At 69.8% G+C, this 22,675-nt stretch carries 20 protein-coding genes; 14 read left to right on the top strand and 6 right to left on the bottom strand.

Annotation, left to right across the window (positions count from 1 at the left end; translation table 11 throughout):
* Window positions 1-270: 270 nt before the first annotated feature.
* The 9 genes from RWN05_RS17175 to RWN05_RS17135 all read left to right on the top strand — a co-directional run bounded on the left by RWN05_RS17175 (window position 271) and on the right by RWN05_RS17135 (window position 9,401).
* Window positions 271-1,377 carry a BMP family protein gene (locus RWN05_RS17175; protein WP_064294831.1) on the top strand — a complete coding sequence of 369 codons (1,107 nt, stop codon included), beginning with the start codon at window positions 271-273 and terminating at the stop codon, window positions 1,375-1,377.
* 140 nt (window positions 1,378-1,517) lie between these two features.
* Window positions 1,518-3,032 (top strand): ABC transporter ATP-binding protein, encoded by a 1,515-nt coding sequence (locus RWN05_RS17170; protein ID WP_064294832.1) that lies wholly within the window; start codon window positions 1,518-1,520, stop codon window positions 3,030-3,032.
* Window positions 3,029-4,315: an ABC transporter permease gene (locus tag RWN05_RS17165; protein WP_314140472.1), complete on the top strand. Its 1,287-nt coding sequence runs from the start codon at window positions 3,029-3,031 to the stop codon at window positions 4,313-4,315. Before RWN05_RS17170 ends, RWN05_RS17165 begins: the two co-directional genes overlap by 4 nt.
* On the top strand, window positions 4,312-5,613 hold the full coding sequence (locus RWN05_RS17160) for an ABC transporter permease (RefSeq protein ID WP_064294833.1): 1,302 nt from the start codon (window positions 4,312-4,314) through the stop codon (window positions 5,611-5,613). Before RWN05_RS17165 ends, RWN05_RS17160 begins: the two co-directional genes overlap by 4 nt.
* A gap of 2 nt (window positions 5,614-5,615) precedes the next feature.
* On the top strand, window positions 5,616-6,035 hold the full coding sequence (locus RWN05_RS17155; protein ID WP_064294834.1) for a cytidine deaminase: 420 nt from the start codon (window positions 5,616-5,618) through the stop codon (window positions 6,033-6,035).
* Window positions 6,032-7,324: a thymidine phosphorylase gene (locus tag RWN05_RS17150; protein ID WP_314140470.1), complete on the top strand. Its 1,293-nt coding sequence runs from the start codon at window positions 6,032-6,034 to the stop codon at window positions 7,322-7,324. The genes RWN05_RS17155 and RWN05_RS17150 overlap by 4 nt, the downstream gene beginning before the upstream one ends.
* 62 nt (window positions 7,325-7,386) lie before the next feature.
* Entirely contained in the window at window positions 7,387-8,544 is a 1,158-nt protein-coding gene (locus RWN05_RS17145; RefSeq protein ID WP_399543125.1) for an adenosine deaminase, read from the top strand.
* A gap of 120 nt (window positions 8,545-8,664) precedes the next feature.
* Window positions 8,665-9,132: a PTS sugar transporter subunit IIA gene (locus tag RWN05_RS17140; protein ID WP_064294837.1), complete on the top strand. Its 468-nt coding sequence runs from the start codon at window positions 8,665-8,667 to the stop codon at window positions 9,130-9,132.
* Window positions 9,129-9,401: a PTS sugar transporter subunit IIB gene (locus RWN05_RS17135; RefSeq protein ID WP_064294838.1), complete on the top strand. Its 273-nt coding sequence runs from the start codon at window positions 9,129-9,131 to the stop codon at window positions 9,399-9,401. Before RWN05_RS17140 ends, RWN05_RS17135 begins: the two co-directional genes overlap by 4 nt.
* Before the next feature lie 58 nt (window positions 9,402-9,459).
* On the opposite strand, the gene RWN05_RS17130 is transcribed toward RWN05_RS17135, so the two are convergent.
* Both RWN05_RS17130 and RWN05_RS17125 read right to left on the bottom strand, forming a co-directional pair.
* Window positions 9,460-11,163: a phospho-sugar mutase gene (locus RWN05_RS17130; protein WP_314140469.1), complete on the bottom strand. Its 1,704-nt coding sequence runs from the start codon at window positions 11,161-11,163 to the stop codon at window positions 9,460-9,462.
* A complete protein-coding gene (locus RWN05_RS17125; protein WP_071262525.1) occupies window positions 11,160-11,993 on the bottom strand; it encodes a purine-nucleoside phosphorylase in 834 nt (277 codons plus the stop codon). Before RWN05_RS17125 ends, RWN05_RS17130 begins: the two co-directional genes overlap by 4 nt.
* Window positions 11,994-12,121: 128 nt before the next feature.
* On the opposite strand from RWN05_RS17125, the gene RWN05_RS17120 reads away from it, so the two are divergent.
* Entirely contained in the window at window positions 12,122-13,558 is a 1,437-nt protein-coding gene (locus tag RWN05_RS17120; protein WP_079002871.1) for an NAD(P)H-quinone dehydrogenase, read from the top strand.
* 38 nt (window positions 13,559-13,596) lie between these two features.
* Here the strand turns inward: RWN05_RS17120 and RWN05_RS17115 are convergent, their stop codons facing one another.
* The 3 genes from RWN05_RS17115 to RWN05_RS17105 form a co-directional block, all read right to left on the bottom strand.
* Entirely contained in the window at window positions 13,597-15,234 is a 1,638-nt protein-coding gene (locus RWN05_RS17115) for a LuxR C-terminal-related transcriptional regulator (protein ID WP_314140468.1), read from the bottom strand.
* A gap of 54 nt (window positions 15,235-15,288) precedes the next feature.
* Window positions 15,289-17,049 carry a biotin carboxylase N-terminal domain-containing protein gene (locus tag RWN05_RS17110; protein WP_314140466.1) on the bottom strand — a complete coding sequence of 587 codons (1,761 nt, stop codon included), beginning with the start codon at window positions 17,047-17,049 and terminating at the stop codon, window positions 15,289-15,291.
* 95 nt (window positions 17,050-17,144) lie between these two features.
* The gene (locus RWN05_RS17105; RefSeq protein WP_175118204.1) at window positions 17,145-17,795 is read right to left on the bottom strand and encodes a nucleoside triphosphate pyrophosphatase; all 651 of its coding nucleotides are present in this window, start codon (window positions 17,793-17,795) and stop codon (window positions 17,145-17,147) included.
* A gap of 62 nt (window positions 17,796-17,857) precedes the next feature.
* On the opposite strand from RWN05_RS17105, the gene RWN05_RS17100 reads away from it, so the two are divergent.
* From RWN05_RS17100 to RWN05_RS17085, 4 genes are all read left to right on the top strand, one after another.
* Window positions 17,858-19,162, top strand: coding sequence for a class I SAM-dependent RNA methyltransferase (locus tag RWN05_RS17100; protein ID WP_175118205.1), 1,305 nt, complete (start codon window positions 17,858-17,860; stop codon window positions 19,160-19,162).
* Between the two features lie 77 nt (window positions 19,163-19,239).
* Entirely contained in the window at window positions 19,240-19,896 is a 657-nt protein-coding gene (locus RWN05_RS17095) for a response regulator transcription factor (protein ID WP_064294846.1), read from the top strand.
* A 67-nt stretch (window positions 19,897-19,963) separates the two neighbouring features.
* Window positions 19,964-21,136 (top strand): sensor histidine kinase, encoded by a 1,173-nt coding sequence (locus RWN05_RS17090; RefSeq protein WP_079002866.1) that lies wholly within the window; start codon window positions 19,964-19,966, stop codon window positions 21,134-21,136.
* The gene (locus RWN05_RS17085) at window positions 21,133-22,194 is read left to right on the top strand and encodes a hypothetical protein (protein ID WP_079003983.1); all 1,062 of its coding nucleotides are present in this window, start codon (window positions 21,133-21,135) and stop codon (window positions 22,192-22,194) included. Before RWN05_RS17090 ends, RWN05_RS17085 begins: the two co-directional genes overlap by 4 nt.
* Before the next feature lie 117 nt (window positions 22,195-22,311).
* Here the strand turns inward: RWN05_RS17085 and RWN05_RS17080 are convergent, their stop codons facing one another.
* Window positions 22,312-22,671, bottom strand: a complete 360-nt coding sequence (locus tag RWN05_RS17080; RefSeq protein ID WP_314140481.1) for an HNH endonuclease signature motif containing protein — start codon at window positions 22,669-22,671, stop codon at window positions 22,312-22,314.
* Between the last annotated feature and the right edge of the window lie 4 nt (window positions 22,672-22,675).

Here is a 22,675-nt window from a genome sequence, read left to right as displayed (position 1 = left end):
GCACCGAGCCGCGCTCGGTGCCCAGGTCGGAACCGCAGCTACCCGGAGCGCAAGGCGCCCGTCGGCGGGGTCGCTCCGCGCTCACGTGCGCAGGAGCGCGGTCCGGTGATGCGCGTCTGCGCATCGCCGTGTTTCCGGCGGATGACGCCGGTGCCACCGTTCTGTAACGCTTCGGTCGCGAAGCCGGGATCGTCCGTCCGGCAGTCGTCGCATTGGGTAACGTAACCCCATACGCCCCGTGACCCGCGGGGCTGCATCTTGGAGGCTACCTTGGCAATCTCAACTCGGAAGGCCGCTGCGGGCGCAATCGCCGGCGTCGGTCTCATGGCACTGCTCGCCGGCTGCGCATCGGCTCCCAGCACCGGCGACGGCGACTCGACCGGTGCCGCATCCGACTTCCTCCCGTGCATGGTCTCCGACGCCGGTGGCTTCACCGACAAGTCGTTCAACCAGCTCGGCTACGAGGGTCTGACCGAGGCGGCGAAGGAGCTCGGCGTCGAGCCCATCACCGTCCAGTCCGACAAGGCCGACGACTACAAGCCGAACCTGCAGAGCCTGGCCGACCAGGGCTGCTCGCTCATCGTCAGCGTCGGCTTCGCCCTCTCCGCCGACACCGTCACGGCCGCACTCGCGAACCCCGACATCGACTACGCGATCATCGACGACGCCGCCGACAACGACTTCGACGGCAAGGTCGACGCCCCGAACATCAAGCCGATCCTGTTCGACACCGTCCAGGCCGCCTTCCTCGCCGGCTACGCAGCGGCCGACTACTCGAAGACCGGCGTCGTCGGCACCTTCGGCGGCCAGCCCTTCCCGTCCGTCCAGATCTTCATGGACGGCTTCGCCGAGGGCGTCGCGTACTACAACGAGCAGAAGGGCAAGAGCGTCCAGGTCGTCGGTTGGGACGTCGCCGCTCAGACCGGTTCGTTCACCGGTGGCTTCGAGGCCAACGACACCGCGAAGCAGCTCGCCCGCACGCTCATCGACCAGAACGCCGATGTGCTCATGCCCGTCGGTGGCCCGATCTTCCTGAGCGCGATCGCCGAGATCCAGGAGACCGGTAAGGACATCGCGATGGTCGGTGTCGACGCCGACCTGTTCGTCACGAACGCGGACACCGGCAACCTTTTCCTCACCTCCGTCCTGAAGGACATGAAGGCCGGCGTCGGCGACGTCGTGACCGAGGCGGGTGGCGGCAAGTTCGACGCCGCCGCGTACATCGGCACCCTCGAGAACGAGGGCGTCGGCATCGCGCCGTTCCACGACTTCGAGTCCAAGGTCTCGCCGACCCTGGCCGACGAACTCGACACGATCAAGCAGGGGATCATCGACGGTTCCATCAAGGCGACCTCGGTCTCCTCGCCCGTCAAGTAGTCCCTCTTCACCCGGGCCATCGCCCGGGACTCCGGGGGGAGGTCGCGATCCGCGACCTCCCCCCGCTTTGTCCGCGGCACGGTCGGACGGCGATCCCGACCGCCTGTGCCGACATCCGACACGTGACTAGATTGGGACCCATGAAGCTCGAGCTCCGCGGCATCACCAAACGGTTCGGCGCACTCACCGCCAACGACCACATCGACCTCACCGTCGAACCGGGGGAGATCCACTGTCTCCTCGGCGAGAACGGTGCCGGCAAGTCCACCCTCATGAACGTCCTGTACGGCCTGTATCAGGCCGACGAGGGCGAGATCCTCCTGGACGACGTCGTCCAGCACTTCCAGGGCCCTGGCGACGCCATGGGCGCAGGCATCGGCATGGTGCACCAGCACTTCATGCTCATCCCCGTCTTCACCGTCGCCGAGAACGTCATGCTCGGCCACGAGCAGACCAAGGGCGGTGGCCGCCTCGACGTCGCCGCGGCCCGCAAGCTCGTCATCGACATCTCCGAGCGGTTCGGCTTCAGCCTCGATCCGGACGCCATCGTCGGCGACCTCCCGGTCGGGGTGCAGCAGCGCGTCGAGATCGTCAAGGCGCTGTCCCGCAACGCCAACGTCCTCGTCTTCGACGAGCCCACCGCCGTGCTCACGCCGCAGGAGACGGACGAGCTCATGGCGATCATGAAGCAGCTCAAGGAGGAGGGGACGTCCATCGTCTTCATCACCCACAAGCTGCGCGAGGTCCGCGAAGTCGCCGACCGCATCACCGTCATCCGCCTCGGCAAGGTCGTCGGCGAGGCCTCGCCCACCGCGACGAACGCCGAGCTGGCGTCCCTCATGGTCGGGCGTCCCGTCGAACTCACGGTCCACAAGGAGGCGCCGAACCTCGGCGACACCACCTTCACCGTGCAGGACCTGTCCGTCGTCGACCACCTCGGCCAGCTCGTCGTCAACGGCGTCAGCTTCGAGGTGCGCGAGGGCGAGGTGCTCGCCATCGCCGGCGTGCAGGGCAACGGACAGACCGAGCTCACCGAGGCGATCCTCGGGCTGCAGCCGCACACCAAGGGCAGCATCAAGCTCGACGGCGTCGAACTCGTCGGGTCCACCCCACGGAAGGTGCTCGACGCCGGCGTCGGGTTCGTGCCCGAGGACCGGTCCGAGGACGGGCTCGTCAAACAATTCACCATCGCCGAGAACCTCATGCTGGACCGATCGACCGGTGCGCCCTTCGTGAAGGGCGGCAACGTCCAGCGCGGGTTCCGCGACGAGTTCGCCCGCGAGAAGTCGCAGGAGTTCGACGTCCGGTCGCAGGGCATCGAATCGCCGGCGGGCTCCCTGTCCGGCGGCAACCAGCAGAAGGTCGTCCTCGCCCGTGAGCTCAGCCGTGAGCTGCGGCTGTTCGTCGCCGCACAGCCGACCCGCGGCATCGACGTCGGCTCGATCGAGTTCGTGCACAAGCGCATCGTCGCCACGCGCGACGCAGGCATCCCCGTCATCGTCGTGTCGACCGAGCTCGACGAGGTCGTCGCGCTCGCCGACCGCATCGCCGTCATGTACCGCGGCGGCATCGTCGGGATCGTCCCGGCATCGACCCCCAGAGAGGTCCTCGGCCTCATGATGGCCGGCGAACTCCCGGCAGGAGCAGCAGCATGAGCGAGACGTCCCACACCCCGCCCGGAACGGTCCAGCCGGTGGCACCGGGTGAGGCGAAGCCCGACACGACCCAGCCGCGCTCGAACAAGGTGCTCGCCGAGATCCTCAACTCGAGCATCGTCATCTCGATCCTCGCCGTCGTCCTGGCGATGGTCGTCGGTGCGATCCTCATCGCGCTGACCGATCCGAAGGTCCACACCGCCGCCGGGTACTTCTTCGCGCGCCCGGGTGACACCATCGCGGCGGTCTGGCAGTCGGCGACCGGTGCGTACGGCGCGCTCTTCCAAGGGTCGATCTACAACTTCAAGCGCCCGGACTTCCTGAACGGCATCCGCCCGCTGACGGAGACGCTGACCTTCGCGACCCCGCTGATCCTCGCCGGACTCGGTGTCGGCCTGGCGTTCCGGGTCGGCATGTTCAACATCGGTGGGCGTGGTCAGATGCTCATCGCCGCCGCCTGCGCCGGATGGGTCGGCTTCACGCTCGACCTCCCGCCCGTGGTGCACCTGCTCGTCGCGATCGCCGCCGGCATCATCGGTGGCGCGTTCTGGGGCGGCATCGTCGGTGTCCTGAAGGCCCGCACCGGTGCGCACGAGGTGATCATCACGATCATGCTCAACTACGTCGCGTTCTACCTCATCACCTTCATGCTCTCCACGCAGGGGCTGTTGCAGGCTCCCGGCTCGAACGTGCCGAAGAGCGCTGCGATGGCACCGAACGCGGTGCTGCCGAAGCTCCTCGGTGACCGCTACAACCTGCACGCCGGCTTCCTCGTCGCGATCCTCGCGGTCGTGTTCGTGTGGTGGTTGTTCAGCCGGTCGTCGATCGGGTTCCGCTTCCGAGCGGTCGGTGAGAACCCGAACGCCGCGCGCGTCGCGGGTATCGACGTGAAGAACACCTACGTGTACGCCATGCTGCTCTCCGGCGGACTGATCGGTCTCGCCGGCGTCTCGCAGGTGCTCGGAACGGTGACCTCCGGGTTCGACAACGGCATCGACGCCGGCATCGGCTTCGACGCCATCACCGTCGCGCTGCTCGGACGCAGCCGGCCGGGCGGCATCCTCATCGCCGGCATCCTGTTCGGTGCGCTCAAGGCCGGCGGGTACTCCATGCAGGCCACCCAGGGCGTGAACGTGCCGATCGACATCGTGCTCGTCCTCCAGGCGCTCATCGTGCTGTTCATCGCGGCTCCGCCGCTCGTGCGGGCGATCTTCTTCCTGCCGAAGCCCGACGGTTCGACGCGCCGAACGCGTCGCTCCGCCAAGAAGGAGGTGTCCGCATGAGTGGATTCACGCTCGACAAGCAGACGCCGCAGCCGGCTCCCGACGCCCCGATCGTCCTCGAGACGGTCGTCGTCCGCAGCTGGAAGGCTCCGATCGCGTTCGGGATCTTCACCGTCATCGCGTTCCTGTTGTTCGTCATCTGGCACCGCGACGGCAACAGCACGTTCCGGCTCTCCAGTGACGGCGACGTCATCCAACTGCCGACGGTCGTGCTCCCGTCCACGGTCACCGGCATCGTCGTCACGATCCTCCTGGCCGCCATCGCGGCGCTGAGCGCGTACCTCGTCACCACGGGCAAGAAGATCCCGCTCTGGCTCATCACCGTGTTCGGGGTGCTGTTCATGGTCGGGTTCCTGTCGTGGGCCGCCGCGGGCAAGGCGATCCCGATCACCGGGCTCCTGCTCGGCACGGTCGCGCTGAGCGTCCCGCTCATCTTCGGCGCGCTCGGCGGCGTCATCTCCGAGCGGGTCGGCGTCGTGAACATCGCGATCGAGGGACAGCTGCTCGCCGGCGCGTTCTCGTCCGCCTTCGTCGCCTCGGTGACGGGGAACGCCTTCCTCGGGCTCGTCGCGGCGATGATCGCCGGGACGCTCGTGAGCTTCCTGCTCGCGGCGTTCTCGATCAAGTACCTCGTCGACCAGGTCATCGTCGGTGTCGTGCTCAACGTCCTCGTCGTCGGCTTGACGAGCTTCCTGTACTCGCAGGTGCTCACGAAGAACGAGGCGCTCTTTAACAGCCCGCCGAAGTTCCCCCGGATCAACATCCCGATCCTCAGCGAGATCCCGCTCATCGGACCCGTGCTGTTCCGCCAGACGATCATCATCTACCTGATGTACATCGCCGTGGCCGTGGTGTTCTTCTGCCTGTTCTACACGCGCTGGGGCCTCCGCCTGCGCGCCGTGGGTGAGCACCCGCAGGCGGCCGACACCGTGGGCATCAACGTGAACCGGACGCGCTTCTGGAACGTCGCGCTCGCGGGCGCGATCGTCGGCCTCGGTGGGGCCTACTTCACCCTGGGCTCGGTCGGTGCGTTCAACAAGGAGATGACGGCGGGTGCCGGCTACATCGCACTCGCGGCGGTCATCTTCGGACGTTGGGACCCGCTCAAGGCGACCCTCGCCGCGCTGCTGTTCGGCTTCACGCAGAACCTCCAGTTCGCGCTGAGCGCCATCGGCTCCCCGGTGCCGAGTGCGTTCATGCTCATGCTGCCGTACGTCGTGACGATCTTCGCGGTCGCCGGACTCGTCGGCATCTCCCGCGGACCGGCGGCCGCCGGCAAGCCCTACGTGAAGGGCTGACCGTGAGCGACACGACGACCACGCCACCCGTCGACTGGGAGGCGCTGCACACCGCGGCCCGGGAGGCGATGGGTCACGCCTACGTGCCCTACAGCCGTTTCCCGGTCGGCGCGGCTGCCCTCGTGGACGACGGCCGGATCATCTCCGGCTGCAACGTCGAGAACGCCAGCTACGGCCTGACGCTGTGCGCCGAGTGCGCGCTCGTCTCCGCGCTCCACATGTCGGGCGGAGGACGCCTCGTGGCGTTCGCCTGCGTCGACGGCAAGGGCGAACGCCTCATGCCGTGCGGCCGTTGCCGACAGCTGCTGTACGAACACTCGACGGCGGGCATGCTGCTCGACACCGTCTCCGGCATCCGCACCATCGACGAGGTCCTGCCGGACGCTTTCGGACCACGTCAACTCGAGGAGTACCACGCATGAGTTCGGTAGAAGCATTCGACGTCGTCGACCTCATCCGCACGAAGCGCGACCGCGGTGAGCTGTCGACACCGCAGATCGACTGGCTGATCGACGCGTTCACCCGGGGCTACGTCGCCGACGAGCAGATGTCGGCGCTGGCGATGGCGATCCTGCTGAACGGCATGGAGCGGCGCGAGATCCGCGACCTCACGATGGCGATGATCGCGAGCGGTGAGCGGATGAGCTTCGCGTCGCTCGACAAACCGACCTCGGACAAGCACTCGACCGGCGGCGTGGGCGACAAGATCACCCTGCCGCTCGCCCCGCTCGTCGCCGTGTTCGGCGTCGCGGTGCCGCAGCTGTCGGGCCGCGGGCTCGGGCACACGGGTGGGACGCTCGACAAGCTCGAGAGCATCCCGGGATGGCGCGCGGCGCTGACGAACGACGAGATGATGGCGCAGCTGGCGGACGTCGGCGCGGTCATCTGCGCCGCCGGTTCCGGTCTCGCCCCGGCGGACAAGCGCCTGTACGCCCTGCGCGACACGACGGGCACGGTCGAGGCGATCCCGCTCATCGCGTCCAGCATCATGTCGAAGAAGATCGCCGAAGGCACCGGGGCGCTCGTCCTCGACGTCAAGTTCGGCTCCGGCGCCTTCATGCAGGAGTACGAGCGTGCCGAGGAACTGGCGCGCACGATGGTCGCGCTCGGGACGGACGCCGGTGTGGCGACGACCGCGCTGTTGACGGACATGAACGTCCCGCTCGGCCTCGCGATCGGCAACGCGAACGAGGTGCGCGAGTCCGTCGAGGTCCTGGCGGGTGGTGGTCCGGCGGACGTCGTCGAGCTGACGCTCGCCCTCGCGCGGGAGATGCTGACCCTCGCCGGGCAGCCGGACGCGGACGTCGAGGGCGCCCTCGCGGACGGTCGGGCCATGGACGTCTGGAAGCGCATGATCCGCGCACAGGACGGCGACCCGGACGCACCGCTGCCGGTCGCCAAGGAGACGCACGTCGTCACGGCATCGCGCGACGGCGTGCTGGCGACGCAGGAGGCACTGCCGTTCGGCATCGCGGCCTGGCGCCTCGGAGCCGGTCGGGCCAGGCAGCAGGACCCGGTCATCCACGCGGCGGGCATCGACCTGCACGCGAAGCCGGGTGACGAGGTCCGGGCCGGACAGCCGCTCTTCACGCTGAGCGCCGACGATGCCGCCCGCTTCCCGCGGGCGCTCGAGGCGCTCGAGGGTGCCTACACGATCGAGGACACCGCGCCGCCGCGCGGCCCCATCGTCCGGGCCCGCATCGAGGCCTGACGGCCGCAGACGCTCAGTCCGTCGCCCGGTCCTCGAGGCGACGGACTGAGCCATGTCGCAGGATGCGCGCGAGCGGTACAGTGAACCCCGTGACCTCTGCAGACGAATCCCCCCTCTCCGGCGTCGACCTCCGCGCGCTCCCGAAGATCTCGCTCCACGACCACCTCGACGGTGGTGTGCGGCCGGCCACGATCATCGAGCTGGCCGAGGCCATCGGTGTCGACGTCCCCGTGTCGGACCCCGACGGCCTGGCCGACTGGTTCTACACGCAGTGCAACGCCGGTTCGCTCGTCGAGTACCTCAAGACCTTCGATCTCAGCACCGCGGTCATGCAGACCGAGGAGGGGCTCGTCCGCATCGCGCGCGAGTTCGTCCAGGACCTCGCTGCGGACGGCGTCATCTACGGCGAGGTGCGCTGGGCTCCCGAACAGCACCTCACCCGGGGCCTCAGCCTCGACGCGGTCGTCGAGGCCGTCCAGGAGGGTATCGAGCTCGGTGTCAAGGACGCCGCCCACTCCGGCTCCGACATCCAGATCGGTCAGCTCGTCACGGCCATGCGGCATGCCGACCGTGCGCTCGAGATCGCTGAGCTCGCCGTGCGTCATCGCGAGCGCGGCGTGGTCGGGTTCGACATCGCCGGCGCCGAGGCGGGCTTCCCCGCCAGCAAGCACCGCCTGGCGTTCGACTACCTGGCGGCCGAGCTGTTCCCGGTCACCGTCCACGCGGGGGAGGCCGACGGCATCGAGTCGATCCGGAGCGCCCTGCTCGACGGCCGTGCGTTGCGACTCGGCCACGGTGTCCGCATCGCCGAGGACATCTTCATCGAGCGCGACGACGCCGAGTCCCTCTACGCCACGCTCGGTCCCGTCGCGGAGTGGGTCCGCGACCGCAAGATCCCGTTGGAGCTCAGCCCGCAGTCGAACCTGCAGACCGGAGCCATCGCGGCCTGGGGCGAGGAACTCGAGGACCACCCGTTCGACCTGCTCTACCAGCTCGACTTCGCCGTCACGGTCAACGTCGACAATCGCACCATGAGCGACACGAGCCTGACGAAGGAGCTCGCGCTCCTCTCCGAGGCGTTCGACTACGACCTGACCGACCTGGAGACCTTCCAGCTGAACGCCGCCGCCGCGACGTTCCAGCCGTTGGAGATCCGCGAGGCCTTGGCGGACCGCATCTCGGAGGCGTTCGACGAGTTCCTCGACGACGACGAGGACTGACGATGTCGGCAGGTGCTGTTCCGGCGACCGCCTGGGCGGCACCTGCGGGGCAGGCTTCCAGCCTCGGAGCGTTACGATGGTTCCGATCCACTCGGGTCGACCGATCCTCTGATTGAAGCGATGCCACTCCCAGAACTGTCCGAAGCCAGCGTCGCGCTCCACGTCGATGCCGACGACTGGCGCGAGGCGATCCGCGTAGCCGGAGCGCTGCTGTCCGACACCCGCGCGACCGACGTCGCGTACACGCAACGGATGATCGACGTCGTCGAGGAGTTCGGCGCGTACGTCGTGATCGCGCCGGGCCTGGCGCTCGCGCACGCCCGACCGGGTGCCGACGTCCACGAGGACGCCCTCGTCGTCGCGACCCTCGCTGCTCCGGTCCGGTTCGGCCACCCCCACAACGACCCCGTCTCGGTGGTCCTCGGCCTCGCGGTCACCACCGCTGAGTCACACGTGGGTTGGGTGGCGGAGATCGCCAACGTCTTCAACGACGAGACCGCCATCCCGCGGCTCGCTGCGGCCACGACGCTCGACGAGGTGCGAGCCGTGTTCGGTGCGTCACCGCTGTCCGGCGGGGGCCAGGCATGAAGATCGTCGCCGTCTGCGGTTCGGGAGTCGGCTCCTCGGCCATCCTCAAGCTCAACGCCGAACGCGCGCTCGAACGCCTCGACCTCGAGGCCGACGTCGTCGCCGGCGACATCGAGAGCCTCGGCACCACCGCGGCCGACGCCCAGGTGATCCTGACCTCGCCGGAGCTCGTCGAGCGCATCGGCAAGACCTTCGCCGACATCGTCGTCATCGACAACTACTTCGACCTCGCCGAACTCACCGAGAAGCTCGAACGCGCCATCGGCTGAGTGGTGTGCGCCCCGGTCTCCGGGCCGCACACCACCGGGCGCCGAGCCGGTCGAGGGGCTAGGAGACGAGCGCCGTGAGGTCCGTCCGCAGAGCGGCGAGCCGTGCGGTGACCGTGGCCGCCCGCTCGGCGGCGTCGCCGTCGGCGGACTGGACGTCGACGTACACCTTGAGCTTCGGCTCCGTGCCGCTCGGCCGGATCATGACCCTGGTGCCGTCGTCGAGCCAGACGCGCAGGACGTCGCTCGGCGGGAGCGCCTCGAACCCGTCGGCGAGGTCGTCGATCCGGGTCACCCGAGCTCCCGCGAGCTCCGTCGGCGGGAGCGCCCGCAGCCCGGCCATGACCTCGCCGATGCGGCTGAGTTCGGTGTAGCGGATGGATATCTGGTCGCTGCCGAAGGAACCGAAGGTGTCCGCGAACCGGTCGAGGAGCCCCGCGACGCTCTCGCCCGCCTGCGCCGACGCCGTCGCGAGACCGAGGAACGCGACGGCGGCCGAGATGCCGTCCTTGTCGCGCACGGTCCCGGGGTTCACGAGGTAGCCGAGGGCCTCCTCGAAGCCGAAGAGCATGCCCGGCGTCCGGGAGATCCACTTGAACCCGGTGAGCGTCTCGCGGAACTCGAGGCCGTGCGCCTCGGCGACGAGGCGAAGGGCGGGGGAGGAGACGATCGAGCACGCGAGCGTGCCCTCGGGAGCCGCATCGCCGTCGAGTGCGGCACTGGCGGCCTGGGCGGCCCGCCAGCCGAGGAGGAGACCGACCTCGTTGCCGGTGAGCCGACGGAACCCCGAGGGGGCCGCGTCGTCGGGGATCGCGATCGCCAGGCGGTCGGCGTCGGGGTCGTTGGCGATGATGAGGTCGGCGCCGACCGCTCGCGCCGTCGCGAAGGACAGGTCGAGCGCGCCCGGCTCCTCCGGGTTCGGGAAGCTGACGGTCCGGAAGGTGGGATCGGGATCGATCTGCTCGGTGACGAGTTCCGGTGCCGGATATCCGGCGGTCTCGAGGACGCGCCGGGTCGTCTCCCAACCCACGCCGTGCATGGCCGTGTAGACGACGCGCAGCTGGCCGCCCGCCGGGGCGGGAGCGACGGCTGCGGTCTCGGCGACATAGGCGTCGACGACGTCCTCGCCCGCGATCTCGAACCCGTCGCTGCGCGGGAGGTCCTGGACGAGCGCCGTCTCGGCGATGCGCCCGATGTGGGCGGCGATGGCCGCGTCGGCGGGGGAGACGATCTGGGACCCGTGGTGCTCGCCGCCCAGGTACACCTTGTAGCCGTTGTCGGCGGGCGGATTGTGACTCGCGGTCACCATGACGCCGGCCGAGGCGTCGAAGAACCGCACGGCGAACGCGAGGACGGGCGTCGGCAGGAGCCGTGGCAGCAGGATGGCGCGGACGCCGGCACCGGCCATCAGCTCGGCGGTGTCGCCGGCGAACACGGCGGAGTTCTTCCGGCCGTCGTAGCCGATGACGACGCTCGGCGTCACGCCTTCCGGTGCCTGCTCGAGCAGGTAGGCGGCGAGTCCGGCCGCGGCCTGCGACACGAGGACCCGGTTCATCCGGTTGGAACCGGCCTCGATGCGTCCGCGGAGCCCGGCCGTGCCGAACTGCAGACGGGTGTCGAAGCGGTCGTGCAGTTCTGCGACGGCCACGTCGTCGGACACGCGGGCGCGTTCGACGAGGCCTGCCAGTTCGGCCCGGGTCTCGTCGTCGGGATCCTGGGCGAGCCAGGCCTCGGCGGTCGCGAGCAGGCTCGTCGCCTCGCTCACAGGGCCGCGACGATCTGCGCGAGGAGCTTGCTGATCACCGGCTCGGCCGCCTGGCCGGCCTCGATGACCTCGGCATGGCTGAGCGGTGTCTGCTGGATGCCGGCGGCGAGGTTCGTGATGAGCGACATCCCGAGGACCTCCATGCCGGCCTGACGTGCGGCGATCGCCTCGAGCGCGGTCGACATGCCGACGATGTGACCACCGATCGCCTTCGCCATCTGGACCTCGGCCGGGGTCTCGTAGTGCGGACCGCGGAACTGCGTGTAGACGCCTTCGTCGAGCTCCGGAGCGACGCTGTGCGCGATGTCCCGCAGCCGCTTGGCGTAGAGGTCGGTGAGGTCGATGAAGGTCGCACCTTCGAGCGGCGAGTCGGCGGTGAGGTTGATGTGGTCGCTGATCAGCACGGGCGTCCCCGGCGTCCAGTGGTCCTTGATGCCGCCGGCGCCGTTCGTCAGCACCATGATGCGGGCACCGGCAGCCGCAGCCGTCCGGACGCTGTGCACGACGCGGCGGACACCGTGGTTCTCGTAGTAGTGCGTCCGGGCGCCGATGACGAGCGCACGCTTGCCGCTCGGGAGCAGGATCGAGCGCAGGGTGCCCACGTGGCCCTCGAGCGCCGGCTTCGAGAAGCCGACGATCTCCGATGCCGGGATCGTCGCCGTCGTCTCGCCGATCAGATCGGCCGCCTTGCCCCAGCCGCTGCCGAGGGTGAGCGCGATGTCGTGGCGTTCGACGCCGGTCTTCTCGGCGATCTGGCCGGCGGCTTCGCGGGCGATCTCGAAGGGATCGACATCGGACAGATCGAGTGGGTTCGCAGAGGTTTCGGACATCCTCTCACTCTAGACAGGGGCGGGGCCGCCGCCCAACCGTGGCGACCCCGCTCATCCGCGCACGATCCCGGCCGCTGCAGGCCCGAACGGGTTTGGTCCCGCCCCTGGTGGCGCGCGAGAATGGAGGCATGGCCTACGAGTTCGAACGCAAGCAGCGAGTGGCGATCATCGGAGGCGGACCCGGCGGGTACGAGGCTGCCCTCGCCGGGGCGCAGCTCGGGGCCGACGTCACGCTCGTGGAGCGTTCGGGCGTCGGCGGAGCGGCCGTCATCACCGACGTCGTCCCGTCCAAGAGCCTCATCGCCACGGCCGACGCGGTCGGGGCCATCGGCGAGGCCGCCGACCTCGGTGTGCAGTTCTTCGTCCGCTCGGAGACCACCGGCAAGCCCAGCCGTCCCGAGGTCGCGGTGAACCTCGCCGCCGTCAACAAGCGACTGCTCGGACTGGCCCGCCAGCAGTCCGAGGACATGCGGGCGAGTCTCATCCGTGCCGGTGTCCGCATCGTCAACGGTCAGGGGCGGCTCGACGGACCGAACGAGGTCATCGTCTCGACCGATCTGTCCGCCGGCACCGACTTCGACCGCATCGAGGCCGACACCGTCGTCGTCTCCGTCGGCGCGAGCCCGCGCCAGTTGCCCTCCGCCCTGCCGGACGGCGAGCGCATCCTCACCTGGACGCAGCTCTACAACCTCACCTCCGTCCCCGAGCACCTCATCGTCGTCGGCTCGGGCGTCACCGGCGCCGAGTTCGCCTCCGCCTACACGGCGCTCGGCTCCAAGGTCACGCTCATCTCGAGCCGCGACCAGGTGCTGCCCGGTGAGGACGCCGATGCGGCGGCGGTCATCGAGAACGTCTTCAAGCGCAACGGCATGACGGTCCTGTCGAAGTCGCGGGCCGACTCCGTCACCCGGACCGAGACCGGCGTCGTCGCCACGCTCTCCGACGGCCGCACGGTCGAGGGGTCGCACTGTCTCATGGCGGTCGGTTCGGTGCCCAACACCGCCGGGATCGGTCTCGAGGAGGCCGGCGTGCAGCTGACCGATTCCGGACACATCCGCGTCAACCGGGTGGCGCGCACGAGCGTCCCCAACATCTACGCAGCCGGTGACTGCACGACCTTCCTGCCGCTCGCGTCCGTCGCGTCGATGCAGGGTCGCACCTCGATGCTGCACGCGATGGGCGACGCGGTGAACCCGACCGAGATCCGCAACGTCGCCGCGAACATCTTCACGCAGCCCGAGATCGCGACCGTGGGCTGGACCCAGAAGCAGATCGAGGACGGCATCGCCCAGGGTGAGATCTACAAGCTGCCGCTCGCCCAGAACCCGCGCGCGAAGATGATGGGCATCAAGGACGGCTTCGTCAAGCTGTTCGCGCGGACCGGCAGCGGGACGGTCATCGGCGGGGTCATCGTCGCCCCGAAGGCCAGCGAGCTCATCTTCCCGCTCGCCCTCGCGGTCGAGCAGCGGCTGAACGTCGACCAGGTCGCGCGTGCCTTCACGGTCTACCCGTCACTCACCGGGTCGATCACCGACGCGGCGCGCGCCATGCACATCGTCGAATAGACGTCGTCCTCGTCGAACCGTCGCCGAGGAGCTGGACGTCACCGATCGCGGTTCGCGAGCACGATGCGCGCGACGGCGACCCGCGAGCGCACGCCCCAGGCGTGGAAGACGGCGCTGAGATGCTTCTCGACGGTCTTGCGGGAGATGCCGAGGGCTGTCGCGATCTCGTCGTTGGACAGTCCGTCCGCGACGAGTTCGGTGAGGTCCCGCTGTCGGGGCGTGAGCGGTGCGGTCGGGACGGGGACGGCGGTCAACGGCAGTGTGGCCGGGAGCCGTGAGGGGAGCTGGCGGCGGGACACGATCCCGAACGCGGCGAGCACCCGGGTGACGTGCGCGTCGACCGTGCGCGAGGAGAGCTGGAGGACGGACGCGATCTCCGCCGTCGAGTTGCCCTCCGCGGAGAGCAGGGCGACCTCGCGTTCGCGCGGCGACAGTCCGTCCCAACCGGATCCCGCGACCGGCGCGAGACGTCGACCGATCGCCTTCAGCTCCCGGGCGGCGGAGCGGGTCGCGGCGGTGTGTCCGCCGCGGACCGCCTGCTCGGCGAGCACGGCCAACTCGCGGACGGCCTGCGTCCGGTCGGACATGGCGATCAGGGCGCGCGTCGCGAGGATCTCGCCGATCCCGGCTTCCAGCATGCGGCCGTCGGCCAACGCGCGGGTGGTCGCCGTGCGCGCGAGCGCCAGCGCCTCGGCGGGGCGCCCACGGAGGAGTTCGAGCTTGCACTGCATCCGGAGGATGGCCGGCCCGGGGACCCTGCGGTCGACGTCGGCGGCGATGAAGCCGATGAGGCGTTCCGATTCGACGATGTCGCGGTCGAGGAACGCGCTCGAGACCAGCAGTTCGATCGCGAGGGCCCGGTCCTGGACGGACAGGCCGCTGAAGTCGTTCCCCGAAGCGCTGCGGGCGAGGGCCGCGGCGCCGTGGTCGTCCGCGAGGGCTGCGAGACCGTAGCCGACGAGGAGATAGCACGTCGTCTGGAAGGCGCCCGTGGGCTCGGGGATGGCCTGACGGACGCGGCGCGCGAGCGTCCTGGTCGCCCCCTGCTCGGCACGGTTCCCGGCGACGAGGCACTGCACGGCCTCCGCGTACAGCGCGGTCGGTCCGCTCCCGGCCCGCTCGAACATCGCGAGCGCGGCGGCCTCGGCCTCGGCGACGCGTCCCTCGTTGAGCAGGAGGCGGGCGAGGACCCCGTCGACGAGTGTCCGGTACAAGCGCCCCGGGGTGGCGGCGATGTCGTCGGCGAACGCGTCGGCGAAGCGCCGGGCGGCGTGGATCAGGACGTTGACGACGGCACCCTCGACGAGCAGGTACCCGACGAGCCAGGCCAGGGTCGGTTCGAGGTCCCCGCCGTCGTCGACGAGGGCGTCCGCCTCCGCGAAGCACCCCTCCAGCTCCGAGCCGGACGAGCGGTCCGACCCGAGGGCCAGCCCGGCGGCTCCGAGCACGAGCAGGCGGGTCGTCCGGTCGGAGTCCGTCGAGGCGGCGAGCGCGTCCACCGCGTCCCGGCGACAACCCGCGAAGTCGGCGGTGGTGAACCGGGCGTAGGACAGGAGGGCGAGGACGCGGGGATCGGACGCAGCGCCGGGCTCCGCCTCGAGCAGTGCGATCGCACCGGCGGCGTCGAAGTCCGCCACACGATCCAACGCATCTTCGAGGAGGTCGGCTGCTGACACCTGCTCAGCGTATCGTCGCCCGGGCCGATGCGACGCCCGAAGGCGCCGGTCGGGTCAGCTGATGGTGAGGAGCTGGTGACCTGACGAGACCGTGGCACCGACCGTCGCGTCGATCGCGCCGACCGTGCCGTCCTTGTGCGCCGTGATGGGCTGTTCCATCTTCATCGCCTCGAGGACGACGACGAGGTCGCCCTTCACGACGACATCGCCCTCGGCGACCGCGAGCTTCACGATGGTCGCCTGCATGGGCGCCGAGACGGAGTCACCCGTCGCACCCGAGACCACCGCTGCACCACCGCGGCGGTGCGGAGCGGGAGCGGCGACCGGCGCACCGACGTTCAGTCCCAGCTGTCCGCCCGGAAGGCTGACCTCGAGACGCTTGCCGCCGACCTCGACGACCACCGTCGAGCGGGCAGCGGGTGCCTGCTGCGCATCGATGGATCCGTCCCAAGCCTCGATGTCGTTGACGAACTCCGTCTCGATCCATCGGGTGTAGACGCCGAAGGTGCCGTCCTCCGCGGTGAACGCGGGGTCGCGGACGATCTTGCGGTGGAAGGGGATGACGGTGGGGAGGCCTGCTACCTCGAACTCGTCGAGTGCGCGACGGCTCCGTTCGAGCGCCTCTTCGCGGGTACGTCCCGTGACGATGATCTTGCCGAGGAGCGAGTCGAACGCGCCTGAGATCGTGTCGCCGGCCGTGACACCGGAGTCGAGCCGGACACCGGGGCCGCCGAAGGTCTTGAACACGTGGATCGGGCCCGGCTGCGGGAGGAAGCCGCGTCCCGGGTCCTCGCCGTTGATGCGGAACTCGAAGGAGTGGCCGCTCGGCTGCGGGTCGTCGTAGTCGAGGACGCCGCCCTCGGCGAGACGGAACTGCTCACGGACGAGGTCGATGCCGGTGACCTCCTCGGAGACCGGGTGCTCGACCTGCAGGCGGGTGTTGACCTCGAGGAAGGAGACGGTGCCGTCCTTGCCGATGAGGAACTCGCAGGTGCCGGCACCGAGGTAGCCGACCTCCTTGAGGATCGCCTTCGACGCGCGGTAGAGCTCCGCCACCTGTTCGTCCGAGAGGAAGGGTGCCGGTGCCTCTTCGACGAGTTTCTGGTGGCGACGCTGCAGCGAGCAGTCTCGGGTGGAGACGACGACCACGTTGCCGTGCGCATCGGCGAGGCACTGCGTCTCGACATGGCGTGGCTGGTCGAGGTACTTCTCGACGAAGCACTCGCCCCGGCCGAACGCTGCGATGGCCTCGCGGGTGGCCGACTCGAAGAGCTCGGCGACCTCCTCGCGCTCACGGGCGACCTTCAGGCCGCGACCGCCGCCGCCGAACGCCGCCTTGATGGCGACGGGCAGGCCGTGGACGTCGACGAAGTCGAGCACCTCCTCGGCACCCGATACGGGGTTGAGCGTGCCGGGGGCGAGCGGAGCGCCCACCTTCTCGGCCACGTGGCGGGCGGAGACCTTGTCGCCGAGCCGTTCGATGGCCTCGGGCGACGGACCGATCCAGATCAGCCCTGCGGCCATGACGGCACGTGCGAAGTCCGCGTTCTCGGCGAGGAAGCCGTAGCCCGGGTGGACGGCGTCGGCGCCGGACCGTCGGGCGATGGACAGGAGCTTGTCGATGACGAGGTACGTCTCCGCGCTCGTCGTCCCGTCGAGGGCGTAGGCCTCGTCAGCGAGACGGGCGTGCATGGCGTCGCGATCCTGGTCGGCGTAGACGGCGACGGAGGCGATCCCGCTGTCCTTCGCGGCTCGGATGACGCGGACGGCGATCTCGCCACGGTTGGCGATGAGGACCTTGGTTATACGTGGCACAGTCCACGAGCCTACCGGGAGGCCCGGGTGAGCCTTTGGCTCACACGCACAAAAAAGCCGCAGGAACGACGTGTCGCCTCTACAAGGGCCGGTCGTCAGAGGGCGCCGCGCCGGTTGCGCAGCTCGTGCCAGTCGTGTCCCAGCGTACGGACGAGGCGCCGCAGGGTCGGGAGCGAGAGGCCGACGACGGTCGACGGATCACCCTCGATGCGGGTGATGAAGGCGGCGCCCAGACTGTCGATCGTGAAGGCACCCGCGACCGCGAGGGGTTCCCCCGATGCGACGTAGGCGTCGATCTCGGCGTCGTCGAGGTCGTCGGCGAAGGACACCTCGGCGCTTGCGACCGCGCCGATCCCGACCGGCGAGGCGCCGGTGCAGTCGATGAGCCAGTGACCGGAGTACAGGGTCCCCGTCCTCCCGCGCTGGGCGTGCCAGCGTTCGCGGGCGCGCTCGGGTGTGTGGGGCTTGCCGTGGACGACGCCGTCGAGGACGAAGACCGAGTCGCCGCCGAGGATGAGGTCGGCCGCCTCGCCGCGTTCGCGCACGACGGCCAGAGCGGCTTCCGCCTTCGCACGGGCGAGGAGTGCCACCACCTCGTCGGGGGCGAGCGGTGCACCCGCGGCGAGGGTCGCGTCGTCGACAGCCCGTTCCTCGTCGACCGACGACGGGACGACGATCGGCTCGATGCCACTCGACCGCAGCAGGGCGAGTCTGGCCGGTGACGTGGAGGCGAGCGTGAGGCGCATGACGGTTCCTTCTGCAGTGGACGATGGACTCCCGGCAGCCGCCCGTGTGACATGCTCGACGCATGAGCACGACGACTGCACGCACCGTGGAACTGGACATCACCAACGTAGCCCACGGGGGTGTCTTCGTCGCCCGGCACGAGGGCCGGGTGGTCTTCGTCCCCGACACGCTCCCCGGCGAGCGCGTGCGGGCGCGCATCGTCGACGAGAACGAGAAGCGCTTCTGGCGGGCGGAGACGCTGGAGGTCCTCACGCCGTCCGAGCACCGCCGTCCGCACGTGTGGGCCGAGGCCTCCGTCGACCGCGAGCCGAGCGAGCGGGCGGGAGGAGCGGAGTTCGGACACATCGACCTCGCCCACCAGCGTGCGTTGAAGCACCAGGTCCTCGCTGAGGGGCTCGAGCGGTTCGCCGGAGTCGCTCCCGAGTTCACGGTCGCCGCGGTCGAGGGCGAGACGCCCGACGGCACCCGGTGGCGGACGCGGGTCTCCCTGCACGTCGACCAGCACGGCAACATCGGTCCCTACGCCTCGCGGTCCCACCACGTCGTCCCCGTCGACGACCTGCCGCTCGCGATCGAAGCGGTCGCTGGAGCGGCCAAGCTCGAGGAGTTGCCGGACGGCACCACGTCCATCGACATCGTCGCCTCCTCGACCGGGGCGGTCCGCGTCCTGACTCGTACGGACGAGGTCGGAGGCGGCGACCGCCGACGCGGTGGCGGGCGAGGTCGACGCGGGGGACCGAAGCCGGTCCGTCCCGCAGCAGACCCGATCCGTGAGCTCGTCGGCGAGCGCGAGTTCATCGTCGACGCGAACGGGTTCTGGCAGGTCCACCGTCAGGCGGCGACGACCCTCCAGCAGGCCGTGTCAGCGGCCATCGACGACGCACGCTTCGACCCGCGCGCCGCGAACCTCGACCTCTACGGCGGCGTCGGCCTCCTGGCCGCGGGCGTGGGGGACCGCTTCGGCGCGACCACCCGCATCACGACCGTGGAGAGTGACGAACGCGCCACCGAGTACGCGGGCGAGAACCTGTCCGAGTGGGTGGGCGCACAGGCCGTCACCGCGAAGGTCGACGCCTTCCTGCGGTCGGAGATCGCGACGGGCAGTCGGATCGAGCGGTCCCGGTACGCCACCGCGACCGTCGTGCTCGACCCGCCCCGCTCGGGCGCCGGCGCGGAGATCGTCGCCATGCTCGGCGAGCTGCGGCCCGCGTCGATCGTCTACGTCGCCTGCGACCCCATCGCGCTGTCCCGCGACGTCGCCCTCCTGGCGGAGCAGGGCTACGAGCTCGACCACCTCGCGGCCTACGACCTCTTCCCCAACACGCACCACCTCGAGGCCGTCGCGGGCTTCTCACGGACGGCTTGAGCGGGCCCGAGCCGACGGAGACGACTCGCGATCCGGCCGTCGCGCCCGGCGGGTCCGTCACTCGCTACGATGGTGCCGTGGTGACCGTCGCAATCATTGATGATCACGAGTCCGTGCGGCTCGGGATCGAAGCGGTGTGTGCGCACGCCGGGTATCAGGTCGTGGCGAGTGCCCCGACCGCCGTCGAGTGCATCGCCGCGTTGAACGGTGTGGTGCCCGACGTGGTCGTCCTCGACCTCTCGCTCTCCGACGGCAGCACGCCGACCTCGAACATCCACGCGGTGCAGGCTGTGGGGGCACACGTCCTCATCCACTCGATCGCCGATCGTGTCGCACTGGTGCGCGAGGCGCTTGCCGCCGGAGCGTCCGGCGTCATCCCCAAGTCGTCGCCGACGGACACGGTCATCGCCGCCATCGGCACGGTGGCCCGTGGCGAGGCCCTGAACAACATCGAGTGGGCGAGTGCGATCGACGCCGACAGCGATTTCGCGCGAGCGCAGCTTGGTCGTCGCGAGCGCGACGTCCTGCACCTCTACGCGTCCGGCCTGCCGCTGAAGACCGTCGCCATGCAGCTCGGCATCGCCTACTCCACGGCCCGAGAGCACATCGACCGCATCCGGGTGAAGTACGTCGAGGTGGGGCGTCCGGCACCGACGAAGGTCGACCTGCTCCGCCGAGCGGTCGAGGACGGGATCCTCCCCGGCCTCGATCAAGGCGGGACGGATGTCTCCTAGCTTCCGGGCACCGACCAGGCATCCCGCGATCCCCGCGACCGCGAGAGATGTCCAGGTTCAGCGCCGGATGCTGAACACCGCGAACTTCGAACGCCTCCTCGGCCGGTCGGTCGCGATCATCGGACTCGTCTTCGGACTGCAGACCGCGTTCACCACGCTCGGACAGGGCGTCCAGATCACCGGCTGGTTCGGCGTGGTCTACGTCTCGCTCGTCTTCGGGACGATGTTCGGCGCCATCATCTGCTGCCTCTTCCTGTGGCACCACCGCATCGCCTCCGGCGTCTTCGCCGCCGTGTTCTTCGTGGCCCTCCTCATCTGGCCGGCGGTGAACGCGCAGGCGTCGGCGGACATCAACCAGGAACCGTGGATCTGGTACCTCTGCACGATCGCCGTCGCGTTCGCCTGCATCCCGCTGCAGTTGCGGGGGGCCATCGTGTACCTCGTCGTGACCTCGGTCATGTACGGCGTCAACCGCGTCATCGACGCCGACTTCGCGCCGGCGTCCTTCGAGATCGGTGCGCTCGACGCTTCGTACGCGACGATCATCGGAGGGCTCATCGTCGTCCTCGTCGGGCTGTTCCGTGTGCTGGCCGGTCGGGTCGACATCGCAAGGGCGGCCGCCCTCGCCACCTACGACGCGGCCGTCAAGCAGCACGCCACGGAGGTGGAGCGCGTCGAGGTCGATTCGATCGTCCACGACAGCGTCCTCGCCTCCCTGCTCGCCGCGGATCGGGCGCTGACCCCGAAGTCGGAGGCGCTCGCCGTCATGATGGCGCGGGTCGCGATCGAACAGCTCGAGGGTGTCGGAGCGCCGATGACGAACGAGGACGAGGTCACCGGTCTCGCCGAACTCATCGAACGGCTGCGTGCGGCCGCGTCGATGCTCGGTGAACCGTTCTCCGTCACAGTCGAGGGGGCGTCCGGCCGGGTCCTGCCCGTCACGGTCGCGAACGCGGTCTACTGGGCGACGGTGCAGGCGATGGTCAACAGCGTCGAGCACGCGGGTTCGGGAGTGGCGCGGAGCCTGTCCATCGAGGGCACGGTCTCCGGCGGCGTCTGCGTCATCGTCGGCGACGACGGCGTCGGGTTCTGCCCCGAGCAGGTCGCCGAGGAGCGGCTCGGGCTGAAGGTCTCGATCGTCGAGCGGGTCGCCGCGGTCGGCGGTCGCTCGACGGTGATCTCCCGTCCGGGTGAGGGTGCCGTGATCCGCATCGAGTGGTCACCGGAGCACGACTCGTGACCCCGGCACCGCGGTACGCCCTCGTCATCCTCGCCGCCCTGTTCTCGGCGTACCACCTGCTCCGCGCGGCGCTGACGCTCGAGACACCCCGCGACGTCGTCCCGGTCCTCATCGCGATGCTCGTCTACGCCGTCGCGAGCGTCCTGAGCCTCTGGCCGATGGGCACGACGCGCATGCCGTCGTGGCTCGCGAGCATCAACCTCGCGACCGCGATCGTCGTCCCGTTGCTCGTGACCAGCCAGCTCGACCCCACGCGGAACAACGGCTACGCCACCTGGCACGTCGCGTCGATCGGAACACTGATGACGATCACCGTGGTCCGGCAGCGGGAGGCGGTCGCCTACATCGGGATCGTCTTCCTCACGGTCCAGTCGCTCCTCTGGGCGGGTCCGGGACTGGCGCTCGGGATGGGTGTCACGGGCAGCCTCATCTGGGTCGTCCTCGCGAGTGTGCTCACCCGATCGATCGCCGGGGCGCAGCATGACGCCGAGCGGCTGACGCAGGCGGAGCATGCGACCTCGGACTGGCAGGCTGCGCAGTACGCGCACGTGCACGAGCGGAGACGACGCCTCAGCCAGACGGGCCGACTGGCGACCCCGATGCTCCGTACGATCATCGCCAACGGCGGCAGGCTGTCGGTGGCCGATCGCACGGAGTGCCGGACGCTCGAGGCCAGTCTCCGCGACGAGATCCGTGGCCGCCACCTCCTGAGCGACCCGGTCCGGTCCGAGGTGCTCGCGGCCCGGCGGCGCGGCGCGATCGTGAACATGCTGGACGAAGGTGGCCTCGAGGAGCTGGACGCCGGCGTCCTCGACGCGATCCACGAGCAGATCGCCGAAGCGCTCGCCGCCTCGCACGCGACGCGCCTCATCGTGCGGAGCGTCCCGGACGACGAACGCGTCGCGGTGACCGTGGTCGGCCTGCGTGCGGTGCACCGGGAACCGGGCGTGGCTGCGGGTCCGGACGACGACGACGAGGAACTCGACGTCTGGCTCGAGATCCCGCGCGACGGCTCCCGTGCCGACGTGGGTGCGGTCGGCGTGTCCGACGAGGACTGAACCGCTCCGACGAGGGCAGCGCCCGTCGACAGGCTCAGGGACCGAAACGGCGCGGACACACCTCCTCCGGTCACTGAGCTTGTCGAAGTGCCCACGAGGAACCCTTCGCCGGCGGGTTCAGAACGGTGCGGGATCGGGTGCCGTCCGGTGGTGTCTGCCGGCGGGTGTCGTCCACTCGAGCACCCCGCCTGGTCCGTGGTCGAGGCTCCACCCAGGAAGATGCTTCATCCGGTGGTGATGTCGACACAGGCAGGCAAGGTTCCCGACAGCCGTCGTGCCGCCGTCTTCCCACGCGACCGAGTGGTCGAGATCACAGGCTCTGGCGCGTCGCCCGCAGCCCGGTGCCCGACAGGTGCCGTCCCGCAGGCGTACAGCGCGTTGGAGGTCGGCCGGAACGCGGTATTGGCCCCGGCCGACGGAAAGGACTGCGCCGGTCTCGGGTTGGATGAGGATCCGGGTGAAGCTGGGGGCGTTCACGGCG

The sequence above is a fragment of the uncultured Plantibacter sp. genome (assembly GCF_963518075.1).
Lineage (GTDB): Bacteria > Actinomycetota > Actinomycetes > Actinomycetales > Microbacteriaceae > Plantibacter > Plantibacter flavus_A.
The sequence above is the reverse complement of the archived record's forward strand: the minus strand, read 5'-3'. Positions and strand labels throughout refer to the sequence as shown.

Coding starts and splice junctions, on each gene's coding strand:
- RWN05_RS17170 (WP_064294832.1), top strand. CDS start 1,518: ATGAAGCTCGAGCTCCGCGGCATCACCAAACGGTTCGGCGCACTCACC.
- RWN05_RS17165 (WP_314140472.1), top strand. CDS start 3,029: ATGAGCGAGACGTCCCACACCCCGCCCGGAACGGTCCAGCCGGTGGCA.
- RWN05_RS17160 (WP_064294833.1), top strand. CDS start 4,312: ATGAGTGGATTCACGCTCGACAAGCAGACGCCGCAGCCGGCTCCCGAC.
- RWN05_RS17150 (WP_314140470.1), top strand. CDS start 6,032: ATGAGTTCGGTAGAAGCATTCGACGTCGTCGACCTCATCCGCACGAAG.
- RWN05_RS17145 (WP_399543125.1), top strand. CDS start 7,387: ATGCGCGCGAGCGGTACAGTGAACCCCGTGACCTCTGCAGACGAATCC.
- RWN05_RS17140 (WP_064294837.1), top strand. CDS start 8,665: ATGCCACTCCCAGAACTGTCCGAAGCCAGCGTCGCGCTCCACGTCGAT.
- RWN05_RS17135 (WP_064294838.1), top strand. CDS start 9,129: ATGAAGATCGTCGCCGTCTGCGGTTCGGGAGTCGGCTCCTCGGCCATC.
- RWN05_RS17125 (WP_071262525.1), bottom strand. CDS start 11,993: ATGTCCGAAACCTCTGCGAACCCACTCGATCTGTCCGATGTCGATCCC.
- RWN05_RS17120 (WP_079002871.1), top strand. CDS start 12,122: ATGGCCTACGAGTTCGAACGCAAGCAGCGAGTGGCGATCATCGGAGGC.
- RWN05_RS17105 (WP_175118204.1), bottom strand. CDS start 17,795: ATGCGCCTCACGCTCGCCTCCACGTCACCGGCCAGACTCGCCCTGCTG.
- RWN05_RS17100 (WP_175118205.1), top strand. CDS start 17,858: ATGAGCACGACGACTGCACGCACCGTGGAACTGGACATCACCAACGTA.
- RWN05_RS17090 (WP_079002866.1), top strand. CDS start 19,964: ATGCTGAACACCGCGAACTTCGAACGCCTCCTCGGCCGGTCGGTCGCG.